The following is a 24,660-nucleotide window of genomic DNA, read 5'->3' on the forward strand; positions in this document are numbered from 1 at the left end:
AAATACAAACGATTCGCTAGCAGCCGAAAAAAGCAATTTTATTTATTATACACTTCCGGCTTCAACACCCCGATAAAAGGAAGGTTGCGGTATTTTTCGCAATAATCCAAACCGTAGCCGACAACAAATTCATCTGGAACAATAAACCCAGCGTAATCCGCTTGAATGTCCGCTTTTCGTCCGGAAGGTTTGTCTAGCAGCGTCACAATTTTAATCGAGTTTGCCTTGCGGTAACGGAACAGGTCGACTAAATAACTTAACGTCAAGCCACTGTCGATAATATCCTCAATAATTAAAATGTCCCTTCCTTCCACCGATGTATTTAAATCCTTTAAAATTTTCACTTCACCGGACGATACAGTCGCATTCCCGTAACTAGACACATCCATAAAATCCATTTCTAAATATGTATCAATATGCTTTAGCAAATCAGCCATAAACGGCATGGCTCCTTTTAGTACGCCGACCGCCAACGGAAACCGCCCATCATACTCTTCCGTCAAAATTTTGCCTAACTCCTTTACTTTTTCTTGAATTTGCTCTTCGGTAATCAGTATTTTTTGAATATCGTCTTTCATCCCCATGTTTCTTTTCCTCCTAGCTGTTCATCTGCTCTTTATAGTGTAATACAATATAGTGTGTTTTGGTAACATCGGTTGCTTCAAAAGCCGATTTTTTTAGCTTCGGAATCCATATAATATTTCCTTGTCCATCCTCGACAATCGGCCAGCGTTCTCTTTCATGCAACGGAATTTTCGCTTCAATGAAAATTTCTTTTACTTTTTTTGTTCCTGTCATCCCTTTCAACGTCATCCGGTCACCCGCGCGGCGCGTCCGTACCCGCAGCGGGAGGCAAACTGCCTCTGGATCGATAATAAACATATCATTTCCTTTCTGCTCATTCGGATAGTGTTCCCAAAATTCGCTAACGATTACATGATGATTTGGGAGGGGCAATACAGCCGGAATATGTAATTCGAATATATAGCCTGCATCTTTTTTTTCTTCCTGAAAAGTAAACAGGCAGCAATCATAAGAGCGAATAACCTTTAAGCCATTTGGCAAGTCTAACCTCCCCGAAGGACGGCGGCAACGCAAAAGCGTCAATATACTATGGATATGTACTGAAGAGAGGGAAGAAGGGACGCCTTGATAAAGATCGCCAAGCAACAACTGAAGTCCTCTTCTCTGCAAAGGCTTTGCCAACGCAAGAAACGGCTTAATTTTTAACATCACCGCATCGCGTTGTTTTTCCATTACTTTATTCAGCGCATCCCTCGCTAATTCCTCTAAAAACTCCTCATCTTCCATTACCATTTCGCTATACAGTTGAAACCGTTCATGAAGGCGCGGATTTTCTTTTTTTAACAATGGAATAATGTGATGGCGAAATCGATTTCGCGTATAATCTTCTTTATCATTGCTAGCGTCATGGCGCGTCGTGATTTGGTGCTGCCGGCAGTACGCTTCAATATCCGTACGGCTTACCGCCAGAAACGGACGGATAATGTATCCGCCACAAAACGGGCGCTTTGCAGGAATGCCGGCATAGCCTTTGCTCGTGCTTCCGCGCACGAGCCGCATTAAAATCGTTTCGACCTGATCATCGCCATGATGGCCTAAAGCTAAATATTGCGCTTGATATTTTTTCATTACTTCCGCAAAAAATTGATAGCGGCATTGACGCGCTGCCTCTTGGGCTCCTAGTTTCGACCGGCGCTGGAACGCCGGAACATCGATTTGCTTCGCCTCACATATAATACCGCGTGTCGCGCAAAAATGTTTCACGAAATGCATATCTTCTTCAGACTGTTTGCCGCGAAACATATGATCTACATGGGCAGCGATCAATGTGATATTCCATTTCTTTTGCATCGACCAAAAAAAATGCAATAGCGCCAGCGAATCCGGGCCGCCTGATACTCCAACAATCACTGTTGCATTCCGGGTAAGCAGTGCATGCTTTTCGATAAACTCGTACACTTCCGCGATCATTTCGAAAAAACCTCTTTGTCCAAACGTAGTCTTTCATTCTCATCGTACCATTATTGCAGTATTTTCTCAAAAATCTCGCCCATTATTTTATCAAGAAATAGCCGTGCTAGCGATAAAAAAATTTTATTAATGGAGCACTTGATGATACACATAGATGGCGTACACGCATAAAAGAACCGCAGCGATCAATACCGTTTCTACCACTCCTTTGGCTTTGCGGTGCTTTTTCTTTTTACTCCGGCGCGACATCGGCTTCATTTGCCGAGCCGGCTGCGGATGATAACGGGAACGGGATGAACGATGAAAAGCTGCTAAAATGTCCTGTCTCATCTCAGATGCACGCTTATACTTTCCATCGATCGCCTTCAACAATACCCCCTCATATTTTCGTAACATTGTATCTTTCCGAATGATCGACAGCAGTTGGCTTCGTCCATCCCCTTTTCTCTCCAATTTCATCGGGCAGCAAGCGGTGATCATGATCATTGTTGCTGCAAATAAATCATATGATGGCTCTGCCCTGCGCGAACCTAATCCCCAGTAACCGCGATCGTAAAGCTCCGTGAATTCCTTAATCGCCCTCCCTTGTAATGTCGTGCCGCCTACATCGAGAAGCCGGATCGTAGGAGGCGGACCGGCAACAAGCAAATTTTCCGGTTTCAAATCGCCAAATACCCATCCTTCCTGATGAAGCTGATCAAGGGCAGATAAAAGCTGCAACAAAAGAATAATAACCCACTCTTTCCCGTGTTTGCGAATAAAAGCAGGAAAACTTTCTCCTTTGATATATTCCATCACATAAAACGGGACCGTTTTATGTAAAAAAGGATTCATCCAATCATCGACATCTAGTAAAGAAGGTCCAAGGGCGACTCCCTGGACCTTGGAAAACCGGCGCAATATATTGACTTCCGATGTGACCGACGCGTGGTCATCGCTAAGCTTTACAGCAACAAGCCCTTTCCTGCTTTCCGCCAAATAAACAACTCCGTTTGCCCCGCTGCCAAGCTGTTTCAGGAGCTTGTACGAATGGCGATGCCATTTTCCCGTAATGACCGTTCCCTGCGGAAGATTACATAGATGATTCCTCAAAGTATGACTCATCATCGCCAATCCAGCTCCTTAATGATCTTTTTCTGCCGAAATACGCTAATGCTTCACGCAAGGCCGGCCCTGTTGGCGTCAATCCTCCCGATGTTAATTTTGGAAATACCGTCGACAGCTCTTCAATTCGCGGCGTCCAGTCAACAATTTTCTCCACATCCCCCCGTTTTCCTGGAAATACAAATACAGCAAAGCGATTATCTCCCATCCGTGCGTTCAGACTAAGCGATAAATCAAGCAGCGCTTCTTTCACCGTTGGCAGTTTTGTTTTCATACTTCCGCTTGTATCTATCAATATTAAAACTTCTAATTTCACTGTCTCGCCAAGTTCATCGACTACTTCCATCACTTGGCCGCGTTTTTCTGGTGGCAAATCTTCAAGCGACACATCGGAACCTAATATTTGCTTCAATTCTTTATTTACGACGCCTTGAAGGGTTTGCGTCATCGCTTTTCGCGTTACCATTTGCACCGTCTGTGACAACTGCTTTGCATAAACGACTTGGCTAATCCCGCCACCGGATAAAGCAATCTCTTCAATTTCGCGCAATCCACTCTCATCAATCGTATCTTGATCAAGCACACCGATCACGTTCACGGTAATTCCCTGTTCTTTCGCTAGTGCAGCCATCGCAACTGGATTTTCTCCATGATTGGAACAACCATCAGTAATGAGCAAAATTTGCCGTAACGTCCCTTTACGCACTTTTTCTTTCCCTCCTCAGCTCTGATGTATTACCATCATCGCCGGAGGATAGGGTTTTTATACTATTACTGCGCTTTTTTTGTATACATATAAGCCGGAATCGTGGCCCATTTCGGCGTGTTATGTTTAATTTTCGCGACGACTACCGTCATATCATCGTCAATCCTTCCCGCCCGGCTACGAATCACTTCTTCCATGATTAAATCCGCCACTTCCTGAGGATCGTTCGTTTTTAATTCTTTAATTTTCCGTTTCATCCATAGGTCTTGATTTTCCACGTGCACCGGTCCTTCAAATACCCCGTCGCTCATCATAATCAATAAATCGCCGGCTTTTAATTGTTCGCTGACAATTTCAAATTCTACTTCCTTAATAATACCGATTGGCAAATTGCTTGCTTCAATTTTCATGACTTTATCGCCTCGTTTGACAAAACTCGGGGTGGAACCAATTTTTAAAAACTTTGTCACAGCGTTTTGCAAGTCGATAATCGCTAAGTCGAGCGTCGAATACATGTCTTCGGTCGTCCGCAAGGATAAGATGGAATTAATCGACTTAATGGCAATCGATTCATCAATCCCCGTTTGTAAAATTTTTTGCAAAAGGCGCAGCGTCTCGTTGCTTTCGTTATGGGCCCTCTCTCCATTTCCCATGCCGTCGCTGATGGCAATCGCATACTTTCCTGTGCCAAGCTCAATCATGGAATAGCTGTCGCCTGACACCAGTCCGCCGCCTTTTGCCGCAAACGCGACGCCTGTCTCGACGACAAACGCTTTCGTCGAGCCAAAGGCCACCCGGCAGTAGCCGTTCGGATATGCAGCGCATTCTTCCCGTTTGACAACGATTGTTTCTCCTAAAATATCCGACAGCATCGGCGCAATTAACTTTTCACATTCACCGCGGCCTTCGCAATACGGAATGCTCATTTCAATATCAATGTTTCCTTTTTCAAGGCTATAAATATCGACATGGCCGATTTCGATTCCGAATTCCTGCAAAGCATGGAAAATTTGTTCTTCCTGCAAATAATGGTTTTCGCGTTCCTTCTGAATTTCCTTAGCAAAATCCTCCATCACTTGTGAAACTCCTAACAGCTGTTCGGCGACCAATTTTCTGCTTTCGTTGATTTGTCTCCGCAGTTTGCGATTCGCCTGATACACCATCACGTCTTTTTCAATGAGATCCACTACTTTGTCCGCTTTGACGCAGTGGCGGTCCCATTCCCGCAATAGTTGGTGATTGTGTGGCAGCGTTTTCGCATCTGCTTCTAGCATAATTTGTTTCATATATTCATATGTTGTATCAAAGTTGTACGACCAGCACTGCTCTTTCTTAAAACAAGTTTGGCACGTTTTTTCGGTAATATCGCTCAAAAAGTAGTCAATCTCCCGTTCGCTATAATCGTCAGAAGCAGACAAACCTCCTGTGGAAAAGCTGTTGGCCAGCGCCTGGAATACATTTGAAAATTGAGAAACTCGCTGTGCCGTCACATCACGGATTTTTCGGACATATTGCTGTTGTTCATTCGTATATTCCACTGTACCGGGGATATGTTTTGCGATTTTTTCCGTTATGGAGCGGGATGTCAAAGTAAAGAGAATCACGGCAAAACATGATTCCATAATCGTCGGCACAATCTCCGCTTTGCCGTTCCCGTACAGTCCAATTAACAATGTGGCAATCAGCAATCCGAAAGACACGCCAGCTTTCTTTCCTTCTTTTAGCAACCCTCCTAAAAGTCCGGCAAATGCCAGCAAACTCATTTCATATAAATTACCCACATTCGCTAAACTTAAAATCAACCCCGTCACGACTCCCACGGTAGAACCAATCGTCGCTCCTGCCACAAACGCAAATAGCAACACAAGATAGCGCGACATCACATGCTCGAGCGAAAGTCCGTAAACCGTCCAGCCGATCATTCCCGTTAGCATGGATGCCAGTAAAATGATTAACGAAATAATTTCTTCCGCTCTTAATGCATGTTTATATTTACGCACCGTTAGCAGCGGAATGCTTTGGATAAAAATAAGCGTTAACACCAGCCCTAAACCAGCTTCCACCAATGCCATGACGGCCTCGTATAACGTTTGGTTTCCTAACCAATAATACGAAATCGCTAATTTTGTAGAAAAGGATAGACAAAAAACAACAAAAGGCACCAATTTTAACGACTCACTAAAAAATTTTCGAATCCATGCATGGATAATGAGAAAACCGAACACTCCGACAAATACAAACAACGTTGTTTCAAACGATAAAGTAAGAGAACCTGCCAGCAATGCAATAAACGCTAATGCAGCCTTGTCGCGGCGCAACATATAAACAGCGGCGAAAAACGGCAAAGCAAACGGAGTTAATTTAGACAGAATAAGAGCTCGTCCAAGTAAAAAGCCGATAATAATAAGAAGAAACCCCTTATGAATAAATAAGTGTCCCAGCCGCAATTTCACATGGCGAACCCAGCGCGACAACACTGCTTGTGTTTCGTTAATAGACACTTCCGAAATTCGATTCATCAACCTTCTTTCCACTCTTTCCATTCCGATCCTCTCCTTTGCTTTTCTCTTGACCCTATTATATATTTGTAATAATCAAAAATTTGTCAAAAAAAGAAAAGCAAGAAAAAAAAACGTTCGACGCATTTCTTGCTAACACGTCATAAATTCACAAATTGGTTCTTCAAAAACACAAAAAAAGAAAAAACGAGGATGTTCCTCGATCGAGAAACATCCTCGTTTTCATAGTGACCCGTACGGGATTCGAACCCGTGTTACCGCCGTGAAAGGGCGGTGTCTTAACCACTTGACCAACGGGCCTCATATGGTAGCGGCGGAGGGAATCGAACCCCCGACCTCACGGGTATGAACCGTACGCTCTAGCCAGCTGAGCTACGCCGCCACGCAACAACATCTAATATAATAATGGATCTAATATATTATTGTCAATAGGTTCCCGATCTAAATTTGATTAGTGAAATCTTCCATCGGCGTAGCGAAAATAGAGAAGACGATATAAATGTAAATGGGTGTTTCATATTTTGCGCTTTGTATCCAAGGATTGCGATGTTTTTCTTCTGTCACGCGCTAGCGTGACGAAGGCAAGCCACTGACTTGCCGTAGACTGTCGAAAAACGGTGCAATGATATTCCTATCCATCGGAAGTCGAATCTTCAAGTTAAACTGATATAGTCGCACACCTTCTTCCATCATGTGCCTTGGTAAATGAAATAGGACGCCCCTCGCCGAAAAGCCGAAACAAGAAAAGCATCCATCAAAGAAATGGATGCTTTTTATCCGTTATTCCATGATCTTAACCTGTTATACATTCAGCAGCAAGTTACCCACGTCTTGCTCCACGACCTCCCCGCTTCGACTCCATATGACGTCTCAGTGACGCCAGACGGTCTTCGCTTTCTTTCAAGAAACGACTGATTTTTTGTTCGAAGCTTTCTGCAGCGGCTCGGTCGTTCGTTTTATGTCGCGGACGCTGTGAAGACGGCGTGTCTTTTGCTTTTTTAATGGACAAGCCGATTTTCCCATCTTTCTCTACATTAATGACTTTGACATAAACGATATCTCCAACCTTCAGATGATCGTTAATGTCTTTTACGTAATTATCCGCCACCTCACTAATATGAACCAGTCCAGTGACTCCTTCTGGCAGCTCCACAAACGCCCCGAATTTCGTAATTCCTGTTACTTTGCCCTGTAACTTGCTGCCTACTTCAATTGACATAAAAAAAGTGCTCCTCCTTAAAAAACTTTAAAAATTATTTTCTTTCATTATAACGAATGCAAAAAACAAGTGTCAATAAGGCGGGCGCCCGTATTTCACCGGAAGACGCAAGCTGAACCTTCACACGACTAAAGTCGGTGGGCTCTGACGTACTAAAGAGTTTTCCTGCACCTGCGTGCAGGCACTCACTCTTGTTCCGCCAAACTTTCATCGACAAACACCCCACTGGTGTTTAGCGCCCTGTCGGCTCGGCTCAAAACCGTGTTTCACTCCATCCCAAGACTTAAGTTAATACTTTTGCAAAAATTACTTTTCTGGGGTGACGAAAATAATCTCCCCATCTTTGGATAAATAGTATTTTTTGCGCGCCAGCTCCGCGATATATTCATCGTCGTGCAGCTTTTTAATTTCCTCCTTCAGCTGTTTCTGCTGTTTTTCCAGCTTGTCTAACTTTTGTTCAAGCTGCTTTTTGCTGGCTTGTTTTGCTTCAATATCCTTTGCTTGAGATTGCATCGTATAAACAAATGCCGAAGAAACTAGCGCCAGTACAATCCCCAAAAAAGTAAAGCGGACGACGGCAATCCGCCGTCTTCTTGACGCTTTCTGCTTTTTCTCCTCCTGCGCTGATATGTATGAAGATTTTAATTTTGTTACATTCGTTTTGTGCGGTACACTCATTATTTCTGCACCTCTGCTTTTATTTTTGCCATTTTGATATCCACGTTCTAATCCTATCTTTCATATTCTTCACCTGGCGAATAATTCCTGTTAGATAGGCAAAAATTTTTGTGCTTATCCTTTTCCAACTTGGCGGAGTGATCTTCCAAATGATCAAGCCCGTCCAGCGAAACGGAGCAAACAACAGCTTTGTACATTGATACAACATACGCAGAAATAGGCGAAGCAAAGAAAGAAGCGCTTTCCATATAAACAGTATGAGAACCAATAACATTTGAAAGAAGAACTGAACCGGGCGAATGAGGAGATAACGGCACAGCTGGATGAAAAATTGGTACAGTCTTGTTGCAAACCAAATCAGCCATTCTAGCACTTTTAAATAGATCGTGCGAAACAAACTTTGATAAGCGGCATAACCGCATAAAATCGCCAAGAAAATATAAAAGCGCAGCTCGCCTTGATTGACGAGCAGTAACACATAGAAAATGATTAAACCTTGAACGATCCAAAATAAAATGTCATTGATAAACACAATCCAATGGGCGCGATCCTGTCGCTGCAAAAAGCGATTATACGTATCCAATGCGGCGCCAAGCCAGCCTCCCATTCCAATCATCGCGAGCATGGTCGCCAACTGTGTTGTTAAGCTCATTTGAACAACTTGCTAAAGAATCCTTTAGCCTTCTCCTGATGGTCGTCTAAATAAACGAGATCGAAGATTCTTCCTTTAATCGAAACGACCCCTTTATCGACATCTAAATTTTTCATTTGCAAATTTTGCCCGCGGATCGATAAAAATCCCATTACCGTTTCTAGCAAAAATTCCTCATTATCAAAGCTTTCCACCTGTTTGACCCCGGTGATATCAAGGAGACGTCTTCCCCGCATAATCACATCGTGTTCTTGGACAGGACCTTTATTTGTATTTCCACCAAAATCATAATGTTGGCTCATTTTCATCCCCCGCATTCCTATTAAAATCAAGTCTAAGACAGAAACATTCTTTCCTAACCTAATGTTGGTACCATATGTATGAATGCGGGAGCCATTTTAGAACAAGCCTATATGCATAAATTAGATTTCTTCATCATCCTCTATTTTCGGAGCAATTCGTTCTTCGCGGATTACTTCATATAAATGGGCCGCCTCGTCTTTTTTGGTTGTTTCTTTTAAATCAATCACCCTTACTGTCAGCCGTTTTTGCCCAAATTGAATCGTCAATTCATCCCCTATTTTTACCGTCGAACTCGCCTTCGCCACGGCGCCGTTAATCGTAATCCGCCCTTGATCGGCTACTTCTTTTGCCAGCGTACGGCGTTTAATGAGACGGGAAACTTTTAAAAATTTATCTAAACGCATACCTTATCTCTCCCTTTTACAATCCTTTTTCTTTTGCTTCTTCCCAAAAGCGGTCCAGTTCGGCAAGGGGAAATGATGTGATCGCCCTGCCGCTTTTTCTCGCCTGCTCCTCTATATAAGAAAACCGCCGATAAAACTTTTGGTTGACTATATGCAGCGCTTCCTCTGGATTAATGTCGTAGTAGCGGGCGACATTAATGAGCGCAAATAAAATATCGCCAAACTCGCTGATAAGCCGGGAACGATCATGTAGTTTTGCCGCCTCTTGCTGAAATTCAGCTATTTCTTCGGCAACTTTCTCCCACATCGGCTCGACATCATCCCAATCAAACCCTACTTTTGCCGCTTTTTTCTGCAACTCATACGCTTTTAACGTACCCGGCAGACTCTTTGGAACATCTGCAAGCAGCGAAACGGGCTCATCATTCGTTTCTTTTTCCTTTTCTTTAATGCGCTGCCAATTTTCCACGACCTGTTCGGCGCTTTCCACCGTAACGTTGCCGAATACGTGCGGATGGCGGCGAATCATCTTCTCCGTAATTCCGCGGATGACATCATCAATGGAAAACATCCCTTCATCTTCGCCGATTTGCGCATGGAGCATCACCTGCAGCAGCACATCGCCAAGCTCTTCGATCATATGATCATCGTCATGATCATCGATCGCCTCAAACAGTTCATATGTTTCTTCGAGCAAATATCGTTTTAGCGAGGCATGGGTTTGTTTACGGTCCCACGGGCAGCCGTTCGGTCCTCTTAATGTCGCGATGACGCGCCGCAATGTTTCAAAACGGTGATAAAGCAGTTTCTCGTCACGGACAGGAGGAACATATACGCTCGTTAAATTGTTCAATGTCGCCACACGGTCCAGCTCATATAGTGGAACTTTCGTTACCCTCTCCTCTTTGCTTCCCGCTGCCGTTACGATATAGACGGGATAATCGTCGGGAAGCTGTTCCATTAACGTCAATTTCACGTCCGATGCGATAAACGAATCATATACTTGACAAAAAATCGTATGCTTTGTTAATGGCCATTCGTCCCCTTGAAATGAGGTAGCATCCATCAGCTGAAATCCTTCAATGGGATCGATTTTTAATGTGGTAAACAGCGCATCGAGAAAGCTTTGCCCGCCCTCAATGACAACGCGGCATTCATTGCGGCGTTCGGCTTCTAATAAAAGCTGCACCGTTTTTTCCGCTACCAGCGGATGGCCAGGAACAGCATAAAAGATGTCGCCTTTTTTCGCTTGTTCCAATAAAACTGCTGCAATTTCCTGATACACCTCTGTAAATTGTTCATGTTTTTCGTAAATAAAGTCAAAGGAGGTAAACGTGATTCCCTCTTCCTGCAATTCCTTGACAACAGGATGCTCCTTTGTCCGCAAAAAAAGCGGAGAAGCGGCTTTTAACTTGCGGTATACCCCTAACGGCAACTGTTCGATATCCCCAGCGCCTAATCCAAAAATATAAATCGTATTCATCTCTCATCACCTATTTCCTAATAATAAACGCAGTTTGTTTCCCAACGGAAGAAGAGATAATTCTTGTTCAGAAAATACATGTTCTTTGATCACTATGGCAAGATACGTAACAGCCCCAAGCAAAACGCCGCCTAGCGCTTCGCCGACGGCGAACAGACGGCTGTCATCCCACGTTTCGACGAGCAATGCATACAGTCGCAATACAACTGCCATCGCTGCGGCCGCTTTCACAACGGAATATATATAGTTTTTTTGGGGGGCGTAAAAAGGCAGTTTTTTTCGCAATGCGATGTATAAAAAGCAAGCCATTGCCGCATAAGACCCCGTTGTCGCAATGGCGGCGCCAATCATCCCAAGCGCAGGAACCAAAAGATAATTCAAAACGCTTTTCGTTGCCACCGCTACAAATACACCCGCTACGGCAATCCATTCATATCCCATTCCTTGCAATAGCGCCGAAATCGTAAGCGCTAATGTCGTAAAGAAAACAGAAGCTGTTAAAATTGCCAGAGAAAACGAACCGAGATCGTTTTCAAACAGCATGATATTAATTGGGCGAATGAGACAAATCAATCCTAAAGAAGCGCCTAATCCGATTACCAATGCGACGCGCAGCGACAAATCGGTTTTTTCACAAAGAAATTGATCGCTGCGATGTTTTTTCGCACCGGAAATAAGCGGAACAAGCGCTAGCGAGAAAGAAGTCGCTACTACCGTGCCGAGCTGAATAAGAGGCTGGCCGCGGTCGTATATTCCTTTTAACAGTTTGGCGTGTTCCATGCCCTCTCCGCCTCGTTCGCCAAGCAAAGACAATAATAAAAACGAGTCTACTAATGGAATAAGCGTCAACACCATATTGGTAACGCAAATAATAACTCCTTTGACAAATAAATACGATATAATGCTCCTTGCTTCCGCACTCTTTATTTTGATATGTATTCTTCCTCTATTTTCCCTTCTTATCCAAAACGCTGTCAATAAAAGAAGTGCAGTCACCATTCCCGCCAATGTGCCGGTCATCGCCGCCGTTCCACCTGCATAGACGTCATATCCGCTTGTTATCAACGAATACGACAAAAAAAGGATGGCAGACACACGGACAAGCTGTTCGCCAACTTGGGAAACCGCAGTCGGCATCATATGGTTATGCCCTTGAAAATAGCCGCGCATCAATGCAATAAATGGAAATAGCAGGAACGAAAAAGAAAGAAGGCGAATGAGCGGGGCGAGCTGGCCGTCGCCCATCCATATCGCAAGCTGTTTTGCCCCTATATAAAGGCTGGTAAAAATAAGCAGGCCGAGCATACATAAAAACAAAAACGAAATTTGCAAAACGGAGGTAATTCCGTTTTGGTCGCGCTCTGCTATCCGCTCTGCGATCAGTTTGGAAATGACAACCGGATATCCATACAATGAAAGCGACATAGCAATGCCGTAAATCGGATACACTTGCTGGTAAATATAAAAACCGACGTCTCCGACGATATTTTGATACGGGACGCGATAAACAGCGCTCAATAGTTTTGTTACAAAGGCAGCGATCGTTAAAACGACCGTCCCTCTCCATATGCTCCCTTCTTGCAGTTTCATTGTGTTTCTCCTTCCGCGCGCATAGCTTCATAAAAATCCAGTAACGATTGCTATTATAGCGCAAAAGAAAAAGGTAGCATAGCACGCTACCTTTTCTTGTCGATCCTTTGTTGCTACAGCTGTTACTGTTCCATTTGCCGTGCCAAAAAACTGGCGGCTGTTTCCACTGCTTTATGTTCCACTTCGCCAAGCTCTTTTTCTTTGGATAAAATGATGACAGCTCCGATCGGATCGCCGTTGGCCACAATCGGGCCAATCGTATACGACTTTAACTTTTCTGTAACTCCATCGACGAGCTCGGCTTCTCCCTCTTCCGTATGAAGTACGGAATTGCGCTCTTCCATCACCTTTTCCACTAATGAGCTGACATTTTTATTTAAATATTCTTTTTTCGACACACCCGCAACAGCGATGAAAACATCGCGGTCACAAATCAATACTGGCTGTCCTAAACTGTCAAATAGCGCTTCGGCATATTCTTTCGCAAAATCGCCTAATTCACTAATCGGCGAGTATTTTTTTAAAATGACTTCACCATCGCGGTCAACAAATATTTCGAGTGGATCTCCTTCACGAATGCGCAAGGTTCTTCGAATTTCTTTCGGTATGACAACCCTTCCTAAATCATCAATTCGACGAACTATACCCGTTGCTTTCATCTGCAGATACCCTCACTTTCATCTAGGATTTGAAGAATACTCCGATGAATCCTTGTTATGGGGAATTCACCATTGCTGTGATTAGTATCCTTCATAATCCAAGTTATATACGCGATGAAAGTGATTTTTTGAATTTTAGATAAAATTACCCATCCTACATTATCGCCGAGCTTTTTTAAACATAAACATTGTTTGATTTAAGCAATAATCGATTTTTCATCTTTGACACAGGAAAGCTCCTTTAACGTTTCGTATAAAATCATCAGCCACTCTTGCGGCTTGAAATCTTTAATATATAACACAATTTTTAATTTAGCCCCTTCCATACCAAAGCCAAACAAGCGTCCGTATTGCCCGCCAATTTTGGATAGGCGCTGTATTTCGACATTTTTTGATGCATGTTCAGCAAATAAAATTTCTACTTGCTGCTTTTGCTGCTTAATGGATTCGACACCGATTTGTTTAGCGAACACTTTCACTTCCGCTACTTGGAACAAGTAAGCGACTTCATCTGGATAATCGCCGAAGCGGTCCACCATTTCCTCACGCAGCGCTTCCACGTCTTCCATCGTTTCCACCGCTTTAAACCGCTTGTACATATCGATTTTTTGCAACCCATCGGAAATATACGTATCTGGAATGTACGCGTCGATTTCCAAGTCGATCGTCACTTCCTGTTTTTCTTCTTCCCGTTTGATGCCTTTTCGTTTCTCGATGGCTTCTTTGAGCATTTGCGAATATAAATCAAATCCAACCGAATCGATAAATCCGTGTTGTTCCGCCCCTAATATATTGCCAGCACCGCGAATCGATAAGTCGCGCATTGCAATTTTAAACCCTGATCCAAGTTCGGTAAATTCTTTAATTGCCTGAAGCCGCTTCTCTGCCGCTTCATTGAGCACTTTATCTTTTCGGTATGTGAAATATGCGTACGCAACGCGGTTGGAGCGACCGACACGCCCGCGCAGCTGATACAATTGCGACAGCCCCATGCGATCAGCGTCGTAGACAATCAACGTATTGACGTTTGGAATGTCCACGCCTGTTTCAATAATCGTCGTCGTCACCAGTACATCGTACTGTCCTTCTAAAAACGCCAACATCGTGGATTCCAACTCGTTTTCTGACATGCGCCCGTGCACATAGGTTACACGCGCTTCCGGCACAAGCTGTGAAATTTCTTCCGCCTTCCTATCAATATCTTCAATATGGTTGTACAAGAAAAACACTTGTCCGTCTCTAGCCAGCTCCCGTTCAATCGCTTCCTTTACGAGTTCAGGGGTATATTCCATCACATACGTTTGCACCGGAAAGCGATTTTCCGGCGGCGTTTCAATAATCGACAGGTCGCGCACTCCGATCATCGACATATGCAAAGTTCTTGGGATCGGCGTTGCCGTTAATGTCAGCACATCAATATTAGCCTTCATCTGCTTGATTTTTTCTTTATGGGTAACGCCAAATCGCTGCTCTTCGTCAATAATGAGAAGCCCTAAATCTTTAAACTGAACATCTTTGGATAATAGGCGGTGTGTGCCAATGACCATATCAATGGTTCCTTCTTTTAGCCCTTTAATCGTTTCCGCTTGCTGTTTTCTAGTGCGAAAGCGGTTTAACAGTCCGACGTTAATTGGGAACCCTTGAAATCGCTCGCGCACCGTTTCGTAATGCTGCTGTGCTAAAATTGTCGTCGGTACGAGAAATGCGACTTGTTTGCCGTCCATAATCGCTTTAAACGCGGCCCGCAGCGCTACTTCCGTCTTTCCGTAGCCAACGTCGCCGCAAAGAAGGCGATCCATCGGCTTGTCGCTTTCCATATCGCGCTTGATTTCTTCAATCGAACGAAGCTGATCTTCCGTTTCCTGGTACGGAAACGCCGCTTCAAATTCCCGCTGCATTTCTGTATCCGGGGAAAACGCGTATCCTTTGCTTGCTTCCCGTTCAGCGTACAGCTTAATTAAATCTTCAGCGATATCTTGGACGGACGACTCGACTTTCTTTTTCACCTTTTTCCATTCGGAGCCGCCTAATTTGTAAATCTTCGGCTCTTTCCCTTCAGAGCCTACGTATTTTTGCACTTGATCAATTTGATCGACCGGCACATATAACGTATCGCTGCCTTGGTATTGAATATGGATATAATCTTTATGCACACCGTTAATCTCTAATGTTTCGATTCCTAAATATTTACCGATACCGTGGTTGACATGGACAACGTAATCGCCAACTTGCAGTTCCGAGTAACTTTTAATCCGCTCCGCATTCGATAATTTTGGACGGCGAATCAGTCTTTTTGCCCGTTTTTTAAACAATTCTTCTTCCGTAATCACAGCAAGCTTTTGCATCGGCAGCTCAAACCCTGTATTTAAGTCGCCTTCGATCATCTGATATTTGCCGTGCATCAGCATCGCGTCCTTGCTTAACGGGGCAACATCGATTTCATAGTCTTCCAAAACGGATTGCAGCTTTTTCATCCGCTCTGCGTTCGGCGCCAAAAAAACTACCGCATAGTTGGCTTTTTTCCATCTTTCTAGCTCGGATTTCAGCAACGACATTTGCCCGTGGAAATTCTGCATTTGTTTGCAGGAAATATTGACAATATTTTCTGGATGGGTATGCGGGACATGCCGTAAAAATAAGGACAAATAAATCCGCTGTTTGCGATGTTTTTGCAACAATTCCGAAAATGAGTGAGAAATTGGCACATCATGGATTATTTTTCCATTACCAAGCAAGCTGGTGTACCATTCTGCCTCTTCTTTATCTAAGCTTTCAGCCGCCTCTTGTAATCTGCTCATCTCATCCATCAGCAATATGCCATTTTCCGGAAGATAGTCTAGCAAACTAGCAGGCTCTTTGTAGAAGAGCGCCATATATTTATATTGTTGTTCAATTTCTTGTCCTTGTTTTAATTGCTCAAGTTCTCCTGATATATGTTCTAGCAATAATTGTTTGGCCTTCTCATCTTTTAATTTGTTGAGACTTTCCGCTAACCCTGCTTCGATTCGTTCGATTCCCCGCTCTAGCGCCTCTCCATAAACAATCATTTCATCAGCAGGTCCGATGGTTACTTGTTGTACTTCATCACGGGAACGCTGATCATCCGCGGTGAATGTACGTATCGATTCAATTTCCGTATCAAACAGCTCAATCCGATACGGAAATTCAGTAGTTAACGGATAAATATCAATAATGCCGCCGCGAATGCTAAATTCCCCAGGGGCCGATACCGTCGCTACACGTTTATATCCCATTTGTACGAACTGTTGTTTATAATGGTCAATATCGATATCTTGGCCAACCGTGAATGTGAATAGATGATCCCTCCATAACGATGCAGGAGGAAGCAACCGACGCAATCCAGCAACTGGACAAATAACGATGCCTTGTTGCCGTTTCGCCCAATAATTCATCACTTCTAAACGCTGCGCCCTTAACTCCGGACTGGCGATCGCCATTTCAGCGGCAATAACCTCATTGACCGGATATAAAAACACCTCTTCGGTTCCGAGCAATTGAACAAGGTCGTCATACATTTTTTGCGCGTGAAACAAATTATGGGTAACGAGTAGAATCGGTCTATTCGTTTCCTTGTATAATGTCGAAACAAAAACAGACCGGGCCGACCCGGATAACCCGGCAACGAGCTGTTCTTTCAATCCCACTTTTACGCCTTCGATAATGGAACGAACATCTTGATTTTCAGCTAAATAGCGATGCAACGAAAGCACCCCTATTCTCCCTCCTCTCAATATCATTGTATTTCTCTGTTGTTATATTTGTATACAAACCGATCGTTTTATTCCATATATAACCGTATATGGATATATTTATAAGAAAAAAAATACAAAAATGCTTTGGTTGCCCAAAGCCCCGTTAATGGATAAACTTCTCATACTGATGTAACTCTGGATTTCTTGTCAATGCCTCTTGGCAATCTTCGCAAATTGTTTTTACATGAATATCACCGTTCGGCTGATACGAAATCATCTCTAAACGTTCTTCCTCTGTCAAATGATGAAACCCTAATTGTTCACTATATATGGAAACTTGATCAATCGTCCCTACTTTCGTTCCACAATGCCGACAATAATAATGCAATGCCATTGCCAACAAACCTCCTAAAGGGCGTATTCCATACTTTCATTTTGCACCGATTAGGAGGAAAATATTCATTTGTTAAATTCATTCATCACTTGCAGAAACGGCGTCGTCACCGCTTTTTCACACGCATCAGCCGAACGTAAAATCGCTTCCATTACCGCGTCACTTTCTTCTTTCGCAAAACGGCCTAACACATAATCGGTTACCTTTTGCCCGTTTGCCGGGCGCCCAATACCGATGCGAATCCGTTTAAATTCTTGGGTGCCTAAATGATAAATCAGTGATTTAATGCCATTATGTCCGCCGGCGCTTCCTTTCATGCGCAAGCGAATTTTTCCAGGTGGAAGGTCAAGGTCATCGTATACGACAATGACATCATCGACATCAATACCATAGTAATCCATTAACGGTCGAACACATTCCCCTGATAAATTCATATATGTCAACGGTTTGCATAATGCTACTTTTTCTCCAGAAATAATGGCAGATGCCATCATGCCGCGAAACTTGGTTGTTTGAAAAGAAATATTCCATCGTTTTGCCAGTTCATCCATGACCATAAAGCCAACGTTATGCCTCGTTTGTTCGTATTCTTTTCCTGGATTCCCAAGGCCGACAAATAACTTCAATACTCGGTCTCCTCTCTTTACGATGATACTACAAAAGACGTAACCGAAAACGGTTACGTCCTAAATTTACGACTCTGGAGTCGTTTCTCTTCCCTCTTCTGCATCAGGATGACCAGGTTCTTGCTGTTCACCGCTATGGATTTCCTCTTCTTGTTGCGGAGGCAAGATGGTCGCAATCACTTCAGAAGGCTCATGATTAATTTCATATTTTCCGTCTGTTTTTACATCTCCTACCGTAATCACATCGCCTACTTGAAGGTGCGAGATGTCAATATCAATCGACGACGGAATATTCGCCGGCAATACGCGAATCGATAATTGATGCAGATTTTGCTGCAATACGCCGCCGTCTTTTACTCCGGCAGCTTCGCCGATCAAGCGCACATCAACATCAATATCTACTTCTGTCGACATATCTACTGCTTGGAAATCAACGTGAAGAATATTGCCGCGCAGCGGATCTCTTTGGATCTCGCGCATCAGGACGGAATAATCTTTTCCGCCTATTTTCAGCGTCATTAAGCTATGGCGTCCACCTTCACGAATCGTTTTTTCCAGTTCTGCACCACTGACAAAAATCATTTTATTATCAACATTTTTCCCATACAATATTCCAGGAATGTTTCCTTGTAAACGAATGCGTCGAAGTGTGGAATGTTTTTTGTCCGTGCGTTCTTTTGCTTCTAGTACTATAGCCATGTTTCCTCACCTTCCTGAATTAGAATTAGAATCTATTGATACTTTATCCTAAAACAAGAAGGTCTAAACATGTTTTTCCATTAATCAAACAATACGCTGACAGACTTCATTTCATATACGCGTGTAATGGCCTCCGCAATCAGCGGTGCAACTGACAGCTCTACAATTTTATCAATTTTCTTTTCTTCTGGCAACGCAATTGTATTGGTAACAACCAGTTCTTTAATTTGTGAATTTTGAATGCGTTCAATTGCCGGACCGGACAGCACCGGATGCGTACAGCACGCGTACACTTCTTTCGCTCCGCTTGCGACCAAGGCGTTGGCGGCCAATGTAATCGTTCCGGCCGTATCAATAATATCATCAATTAAAATAGCAGTTTTCCCTGCTACTTGTCCAACGATATTCATGACTTCCGCCACATTTGGCTTTGGTCGGCGCTTATCAATGATGGCAATCGGCGCTTTTAAACGGTCGGCAAGTTTTCTTGCCCGTGTCACACCGCCGTGGTCTGGAGAAACAACGACGATATCATCGAGATTTTTGCCTTTAAAATAGTCAGCTAAAATCGGAACTCCCATCAAGTGGTCGATTGGAATATCAAAAAATCCTTGAATTTGCGGCGCGTGCAAATCAAGCGTAATGACGCGCGAAGCTCCTGCTGTTTCCAAAAGATTGGCTACCAGCTTCGCCGTGATCGGTTCACGGGAGCGCGCTTTTCGGTCTTGACGGGCATACCCGTAATACGGCATCACAATATTAATCGTTCGTGCCGAGGCGCGTTTTAATGCATCGATCATAATTAATAATTCCATTAAATGCTCATTGACCGGGACGCTTGTCGATTGAAGAACGAAAACATCATCACCCCGGATGCTTTCCTCAATGTTAATTTGAATTTCCCCATCGCTGAAACGGGAGACAGAACATTTGCCTAATTCAATTTCCATAATTTCCGCAATTTCTTCTGCCAACTTCATGTTTGAATTTAACGCAAATAATTTTAGGTTGTGATAACACTCAGACATTGATAGACCTCCACTAAGAATTTTTCTTGATCGACAGACGGTCGACGTAGTTTTCTTTATTTACTTGCCGCGCACGGGCAATCGATAATGCATTTCCAGGAACATCCTCGGTAATGGTGGAGCCAGCCGCAACATAAGCGCCTTTTCCAATCGTCACAGGAGCAATTAAATTGGCATTACAGCCAATAAACGCCCCATCTTCAATTTTTGTCATATATTTATTTTTTCCATCATAGTTTACGGTAATGGATCCGCAGCCAAGATTGACGTTGGCGCCGACTTCCGCATCGCCGATATAGCTTAAATGCGACGCTTTGCTTCCTTTGCCAAACGTCGATTTTTTCACCTCGACAAAATTTCCGATGCGGACCTCATCATCGATTTTCGACAATGGGCGAATATGAGCAAACGGTCCAATCGTGACATCGTTCCCAATTTCGCTGTCATGGGCAACGGAATGACGAATCGTTGTGCCATTTCCAATCAAACAATCTTTGATTTCCGAGTTTGGTCCAATCGTACAATCTTCACCGATTACTGTTTTTCCTTCAATGACCGTTCCCGGATAAATTACGGTGTCACGGCCGATTTGCGCCTCAACCGATATATACGTATGAGCAGGATCAATAATCGTTACCCCGTTCATCATATGTTTGCGACAAATCCGCTCGCGCATAATTCTTTCTGCTTCGGCGAGGGCAACGCGGTCGTTTACCCCAATCGTCTCTTCAAAAGATGGAGCTTTGTACGCGGAAATGATACTGCCATTTGATTTTAGAATTTCAATGACATCTGTTAAATAATATTCACCTTGTACATTATTGTTTGATACATGTGTAAGCGCTTCAAATAAAGACTTGTTATCAAAGCAATATGTCCCTGTGTTAATTTCTTTGATGGCGCGTTCTTGTTCGCTTGCATCTTTATGTTCGACAATTTTTTCAACATTTCCATGAGAATCGCGAACAATGCGACCATATCCGGCAGGGTTATCTGCGACTGCTGTCAAAATCGTTGCTTTTGCCTTTGTCGCAAGATGATGATGAAGCAAAGCTTGCATCGTTTCAGCAGTAATTAACGGTGTATCCCCGCATACAACGAGCGTTACTCCATCTTTTTCCCGTAAATAAGGGGCTGCTTGCATCACTGCGTGCGCCGTTCCTAATTGCTCTTGCTGAAGGGCATATTCGCTTTGGTCGCCAAGCTGCTGTTTTACTTGTTCCGCCCCAAAACCGACAATGGTAATAAGCTTTTCTATTCCCAGCTGCGAAACTTGGTCCACTACATGCTGAACCATTGGCTTGCCGCAAACAGGGTGCAATACTTTATATTGTTTCGATTTCATCCTGGTTCCCTGTCCAGCCGCCAATATGACCGCATATCGTTTTACCATATATAAGGCCTCCAATTTTACCTTTTTATCCATAATTGAATATATCTCAATTAATAGTGTATTTCAAGGAATCATTGATTTTTCTAGAATAAGGCAAAAAAAAAAAGAGCCTGTCCATTTGGCACAGGCCCTTTCTCGTATTTTTATGAAGCACCAGCTTCTTCAAGTTCCTCTTCCAACTTACCTAAGCGATGATACTCAGCTAATATTGCCTCTTGAATTTTTCCGCGCGTGGCTGAGTTAATCGGATGTGCAATGTCGCGAAATTCTCCATCTGGAGTACGCTTGCTTGGCATTGCGACAAACAATCCGTTATTGCCATCGATGACGCGGATATCATGGACAACGAATTCGTTATCCAGTGTGATCGAGGCAATCGCTTTCATACGTCCTTCGGTATTTACGCGGCGTAATCTTACGTCAGTAACTTCCATTATGCTCACCACCTTTTCCCTATATCAGACTTGATTATTTTTATTCCACGTATTTTCTCTATTTCCTTCTTTTTTTTTGAAAATTTTTTATAAATAAAAATACCTAGTTCTTGACTTTTTAGGGAAAAGGCAGGCGATGGAAACTTATTGAATCAACGCGACTACTTCAATTTCGACAAGCGCGTCTTTCGGCAGTCTCGCCACTTCCACGCACGAGCGCGCCGGTTTATGATTTGTGAAATATTGACTATATACTTCATTCATTGCCGCAAAATCATCCATGTTTTTCAAAAACACCGTCGTTTTGACTACTGTATCAAGCGATGCACCAGCCGCTTCCAAAACGGCTTTTAAGTTTTGAAATACTTGATGCGTTTGTGCTTTTATGTCGCCTTGTACCATCTCTCCTTCGGGAGTGAGCGGAATTTGCCCCGAGCTGTAAAACATGTTATTGACGATAATTCCTTGCGAATACGGACCGATCGCCTGCGGCGCTTTATTCGTTTCTACTTTTCTCATTCTGTTTGCTCTCCTTTCTCGTTTATCTATTCCATAAACTGCGTGTAATTTCCTGCTTTTACGGTAATTTGTTTTTCTTTGACATCCACCGATGACAGTCTCACAAGCGAAATATATTCGTCTACGAGCCGTTCTTTCGTTTCTTCCGATTCGACGAGAACACCGATACCGGAAAGTTTGGCGTTAAACTCATTTAGCAAATTTACCATGCCGTTTACCGTGCCGCCCGCTTTCATAAAATCGTCGATAATTAATACATTGGCTCCTTCCGCCAAGCTCCGCTTCGCCAGCACCATCGTTTGAATGCGCTTTGAAGAACCGGAAACGTAGTTGATGCTGACCATCGATCCTTCCGTTACTTTATTGTCATGGCGGACAATAACGACCGGAACATACAAAAAGTGGGCGACCGCATAAGCGAGCGGAATTCCTTTTGTCGCAATGGTCATGACGACATCGACCGGCCGATCGGCAAAAATGGACGCGTAGAGCCTGCCGATTTTGTTCATAATACGAGGGTCACCGAGAATATCGGTCATGTATAGGTATCCACCGGGCAACAACCGATCCGGACGCGATAGCTGCTCGCATAAATATGTCACAATTTCTTCTGCTTCCTGCTCCGACATTTTTGGAATATATTGTACGCCGCCAGCAGCCCCCGGCAACGTTTTAATCGTTCCGATCCCTTGCTGTTCAAACGTTTGTTTAATAATGGCTAAATCTTCGCTAATCGATGACTTGGCCGATTCATAACGCTCCGCAAAAAACGTAAGCGGAATAAGTTGATGTGGCCGTTCAAGAAGATAATGGGTCATATCCACTAAACGGCCGCTGCGCCTTAACTTCATAGCGGACCTCCCAAAACCGAATGTTATAAAGTAAATATACCAAAAATGTACGTGTTTAATCAAGTGAATGACGTTCGCCTAATAAACGAACAGCAAATACTTGTTCACAAAAACCGCGAAGCCCATTGTAAATGCGCTGCATTCTTGAATCATGCTGGACGAGCCCGAATACCGTCGGCCCACTGCCGCTCATTAATACTGCATCTGCTCCAAACCGTCTCATTTGCTCTTTAATATGCGCTACTTCCGGATGCATTTTCAACGTTACTTCTTCTAATACGTTCCCGACTAATTGGCAAATGGCAAAATAATCTTGGCGTCCAATTGCCTCGACCATGGCATCGACATCCGGATGCACTACTTCCTTCACCTTTAAATTCCGATACACTTCCGCGGTAGAAACGCCAATGGACGGTTTTGCCAACACAACCCAGCATGGAGGCGGTGAAGGGATGGGGGTAATTTTTTCACCGCGCCCGGTGGCAATCGCCGTTCCGCCGTAAACGCAAAACGATACGTCAGAACCGATTTGCGCTCCTAATTCTGCTAATTCATCAAGGGTAAGACCTAAATTCCAAAGCTTATTTAATCCCCGCAATGTTGCGGCGGCATCGCTGCTTCCTCCCGCCAGACCCGCCGCTACCGGGATATGTTTGGTAATAGAGATCGCCACACCTTGTTTAATGGAAAAGGTCTCCTTTAATAACTTTGCCGCTTGATATGCCAAATTGCGGTGGTCATCTGGAACAAACCGATTTTGTGAAATAATCTGTATTGCATCATCGGCACGCGGAATTAATTCAATCCGATCTGCCAAATCAATCGTTGTCATGACCATTTTCACTTCGTGATACCCATCCGGCCGCTTATGTAACACGTCTAACGACAAGTTAATTTTTGCTGGTGCCTTCACTAATAGCCTCAAACGTTCCACCTACTTTAACGACTTCCAACTTTCTTCATAAACCCATTTTATCATAATAACACAAATCATGAATGTTGCTAAATAAAGAAAAGTATATTTCATCCACCCATGTCAAACAATATAACAAACGGCGTCAAATAAAAGCCGAAGCGGTCGCGCTTCGGCTGTCGCGGCATTTTCATTTTCCAACATTGCAAACAATGGAGTTACTCCATCTTTCCGGCAAGCTGTCGCTCTGCTTTTTCAATCGCCAATTTTACCATATTTCCCGCGTCTTTGGCGCGGATCGCTCCCCAACCTTCTCGCTGCACAACATCATAAAAGCCTAATTCTTTTGCTAATTCTTCTTTAAAGCGCTGCGACATAATTCCATGGCGACGACCCAATGTCAACAACCCCCTCTTATCTACCGCGACAGTTTTAGTATGAAAAAAAATAAACGTCTTTATGTTGACCTATTTATGACAAAACAAAAAGCAGCAAACAAAATTGTCTACTGCCCGCCAGCTTTATCATCATCTAAAAATGTCAATTTTACCGTTTCCGTCAACACGTCCGCGTAACTAAACGATACTCGTTCAAACGCGTTCTCTTTTTGGTCGAGTTCAATTACAAATACCCATGGATACGTTTCTGCTAATATTCCACAGCGTTCAATCGTCTTTCTTCGCCCGCCGTTTGCCCGCAATGTCAAACGTCTGCCGATATTAGAATCCAACGTTTTTTTAATATCGGATAAAGTTTTTGGCATTCACTATCCACCTCA

At 43.5% G+C, this 24,660-nt stretch carries 25 protein-coding genes and 2 tRNA genes; all 27 read right to left on the bottom strand.

The genetic code is table 11. The features are described 5' to 3' along the window. Positions 1-38 precede the first annotated feature (38 nt). A complete protein-coding gene (hpt, locus tag GCA01S_RS12315; protein ID WP_017434491.1) occupies positions 39-584 on the bottom strand; it encodes a hypoxanthine phosphoribosyltransferase in 546 nt (181 codons plus the stop codon). Positions 585-597: 13 nt separating this feature from the next. Then, entirely contained in the window at positions 598-1,995 is a 1,398-nt protein-coding gene (gene tilS, locus GCA01S_RS12320) for a tRNA lysidine(34) synthetase TilS (protein WP_042410395.1), read from the bottom strand. A 126-nt stretch (positions 1,996-2,121) separates the two neighbouring features. Next, entirely contained in the window at positions 2,122-3,102 is a 981-nt protein-coding gene (locus GCA01S_RS12325) for a protein kinase domain-containing protein (RefSeq protein WP_017434489.1), read from the bottom strand. Then, positions 3,068-3,805, bottom strand: coding sequence for a VWA domain-containing protein (locus tag GCA01S_RS12330; RefSeq protein ID WP_017434488.1), 738 nt, complete (start codon positions 3,803-3,805; stop codon positions 3,068-3,070). Before GCA01S_RS12330 ends, GCA01S_RS12325 begins: the two co-directional genes overlap by 35 nt. A 65-nt stretch (positions 3,806-3,870) precedes the next feature. Beyond that, positions 3,871-6,348 (bottom strand): stage II sporulation protein E, encoded by a 2,478-nt coding sequence (gene spoIIE / locus GCA01S_RS12335; RefSeq protein ID WP_042410397.1) that lies wholly within the window; start codon positions 6,346-6,348, stop codon positions 3,871-3,873. Between the two features lie 204 nt (positions 6,349-6,552). After that, a tRNA-Glu gene (locus tag GCA01S_RS12340) sits at positions 6,553-6,624 on the bottom strand. 5 nt (positions 6,625-6,629) lie between these two features. Further along, positions 6,630-6,706, bottom strand: a tRNA-Met gene (locus GCA01S_RS12345). A 438-nt stretch (positions 6,707-7,144) separates the two neighbouring features. Next, positions 7,145-7,543 (bottom strand): S1 domain-containing RNA-binding protein, encoded by a 399-nt coding sequence (locus tag GCA01S_RS12350; protein ID WP_017434486.1) that lies wholly within the window; start codon positions 7,541-7,543, stop codon positions 7,145-7,147. 306 nt (positions 7,544-7,849) lie between these two features. Next, positions 7,850-8,221 carry an FtsB family cell division protein gene (locus GCA01S_RS12355; RefSeq protein WP_042410399.1) on the bottom strand — a complete coding sequence of 124 codons (372 nt, stop codon included), beginning with the start codon at positions 8,219-8,221 and terminating at the stop codon, positions 7,850-7,852. 19 nt (positions 8,222-8,240) lie between these two features. Next, positions 8,241-8,873, bottom strand: a complete 633-nt coding sequence (gene yabQ / locus GCA01S_RS12360) for a spore cortex biosynthesis protein YabQ (RefSeq protein WP_017434484.1) — start codon at positions 8,871-8,873, stop codon at positions 8,241-8,243. Continuing rightward, positions 8,870-9,175 carry a sporulation protein YabP gene (gene yabP, locus GCA01S_RS12365; protein WP_003247459.1) on the bottom strand — a complete coding sequence of 102 codons (306 nt, stop codon included), beginning with the start codon at positions 9,173-9,175 and terminating at the stop codon, positions 8,870-8,872. The genes yabQ and yabP overlap by 4 nt, the downstream gene beginning before the upstream one ends. A gap of 120 nt (positions 9,176-9,295) precedes the next feature. Then, positions 9,296-9,580 (bottom strand): RNA-binding S4 domain-containing protein, encoded by a 285-nt coding sequence (locus GCA01S_RS12370; RefSeq protein WP_042410401.1) that lies wholly within the window; start codon positions 9,578-9,580, stop codon positions 9,296-9,298. A gap of 16 nt (positions 9,581-9,596) precedes the next feature. Then, positions 9,597-11,063 (bottom strand): bifunctional methyltransferase/pyrophosphohydrolase YabN, encoded by a 1,467-nt coding sequence (yabN, locus tag GCA01S_RS12375; protein WP_042410404.1) that lies wholly within the window; start codon positions 11,061-11,063, stop codon positions 9,597-9,599. 6 nt (positions 11,064-11,069) lie between these two features. Further along, the gene (locus tag GCA01S_RS12380; RefSeq protein ID WP_042410406.1) at positions 11,070-12,653 is read right to left on the bottom strand and encodes a putative polysaccharide biosynthesis protein; all 1,584 of its coding nucleotides are present in this window, start codon (positions 12,651-12,653) and stop codon (positions 11,070-11,072) included. 122 nt (positions 12,654-12,775) lie between these two features. Continuing rightward, entirely contained in the window at positions 12,776-13,312 is a 537-nt protein-coding gene (gene spoVT / locus GCA01S_RS12385; protein WP_017434480.1) for a stage V sporulation protein T, read from the bottom strand. Positions 13,313-13,509: 197 nt separating this feature from the next. Further along, positions 13,510-17,043 carry a transcription-repair coupling factor gene (gene mfd / locus GCA01S_RS12390; protein WP_042410411.1) on the bottom strand — a complete coding sequence of 1,178 codons (3,534 nt, stop codon included), beginning with the start codon at positions 17,041-17,043 and terminating at the stop codon, positions 13,510-13,512. A 145-nt stretch (positions 17,044-17,188) separates the two neighbouring features. After that, positions 17,189-17,419, bottom strand: a complete 231-nt coding sequence (locus GCA01S_RS12395) for an anti-sigma-F factor Fin family protein (RefSeq protein ID WP_017434478.1) — start codon at positions 17,417-17,419, stop codon at positions 17,189-17,191. A gap of 65 nt (positions 17,420-17,484) precedes the next feature. Then, positions 17,485-18,045 carry an aminoacyl-tRNA hydrolase gene (pth, locus tag GCA01S_RS12400; RefSeq protein WP_017434477.1) on the bottom strand — a complete coding sequence of 187 codons (561 nt, stop codon included), beginning with the start codon at positions 18,043-18,045 and terminating at the stop codon, positions 17,485-17,487. A gap of 66 nt (positions 18,046-18,111) precedes the next feature. Then, positions 18,112-18,744, bottom strand: coding sequence for a 50S ribosomal protein L25/general stress protein Ctc (locus GCA01S_RS12405; protein WP_017434476.1), 633 nt, complete (start codon positions 18,742-18,744; stop codon positions 18,112-18,114). A gap of 80 nt (positions 18,745-18,824) precedes the next feature. Further along, entirely contained in the window at positions 18,825-19,772 is a 948-nt protein-coding gene (locus tag GCA01S_RS12410) for a ribose-phosphate diphosphokinase (RefSeq protein ID WP_017434475.1), read from the bottom strand. A 13-nt stretch (positions 19,773-19,785) separates the two neighbouring features. Then, entirely contained in the window at positions 19,786-21,165 is a 1,380-nt protein-coding gene (glmU, locus tag GCA01S_RS12415; protein ID WP_017434474.1) for a bifunctional UDP-N-acetylglucosamine diphosphorylase/glucosamine-1-phosphate N-acetyltransferase GlmU, read from the bottom strand. Positions 21,166-21,308: 143 nt separating this feature from the next. After that, positions 21,309-21,599, bottom strand: a complete 291-nt coding sequence (gene spoVG / locus GCA01S_RS12420; RefSeq protein ID WP_003247437.1) for a septation regulator SpoVG — start codon at positions 21,597-21,599, stop codon at positions 21,309-21,311. A gap of 144 nt (positions 21,600-21,743) precedes the next feature. Continuing rightward, positions 21,744-22,118, bottom strand: coding sequence for a RidA family protein (locus tag GCA01S_RS12425; protein WP_017434473.1), 375 nt, complete (start codon positions 22,116-22,118; stop codon positions 21,744-21,746). A 26-nt stretch (positions 22,119-22,144) separates the two neighbouring features. Further along, positions 22,145-22,969 carry a pur operon repressor gene (purR, locus tag GCA01S_RS12430; protein WP_042410413.1) on the bottom strand — a complete coding sequence of 275 codons (825 nt, stop codon included), beginning with the start codon at positions 22,967-22,969 and terminating at the stop codon, positions 22,145-22,147. Between the two features lie 55 nt (positions 22,970-23,024). Continuing rightward, positions 23,025-23,894, bottom strand: coding sequence for a 4-(cytidine 5'-diphospho)-2-C-methyl-D-erythritol kinase (gene ispE / locus GCA01S_RS12435; RefSeq protein ID WP_042410415.1), 870 nt, complete (start codon positions 23,892-23,894; stop codon positions 23,025-23,027). 206 nt (positions 23,895-24,100) lie between these two features. Continuing rightward, positions 24,101-24,280: a small, acid-soluble spore protein, alpha/beta type gene (locus GCA01S_RS12440; protein WP_169735611.1), complete on the bottom strand. Its 180-nt coding sequence runs from the start codon at positions 24,278-24,280 to the stop codon at positions 24,101-24,103. Positions 24,281-24,387: 107 nt separating this feature from the next. After that, complete coding sequence (veg, locus tag GCA01S_RS12445; RefSeq protein ID WP_042410417.1) at positions 24,388-24,645, bottom strand: biofilm formation stimulator Veg; 258 nt, start codon at positions 24,643-24,645, stop codon at positions 24,388-24,390. Positions 24,646-24,660 lie beyond the last annotated feature (15 nt).

It is taken from the genome of Parageobacillus caldoxylosilyticus NBRC 107762, from assembly GCF_000632715.1.
Taxonomy (GTDB): Bacteria; Bacillota; Bacilli; order Bacillales; family Anoxybacillaceae; genus Saccharococcus; species Saccharococcus caldoxylosilyticus.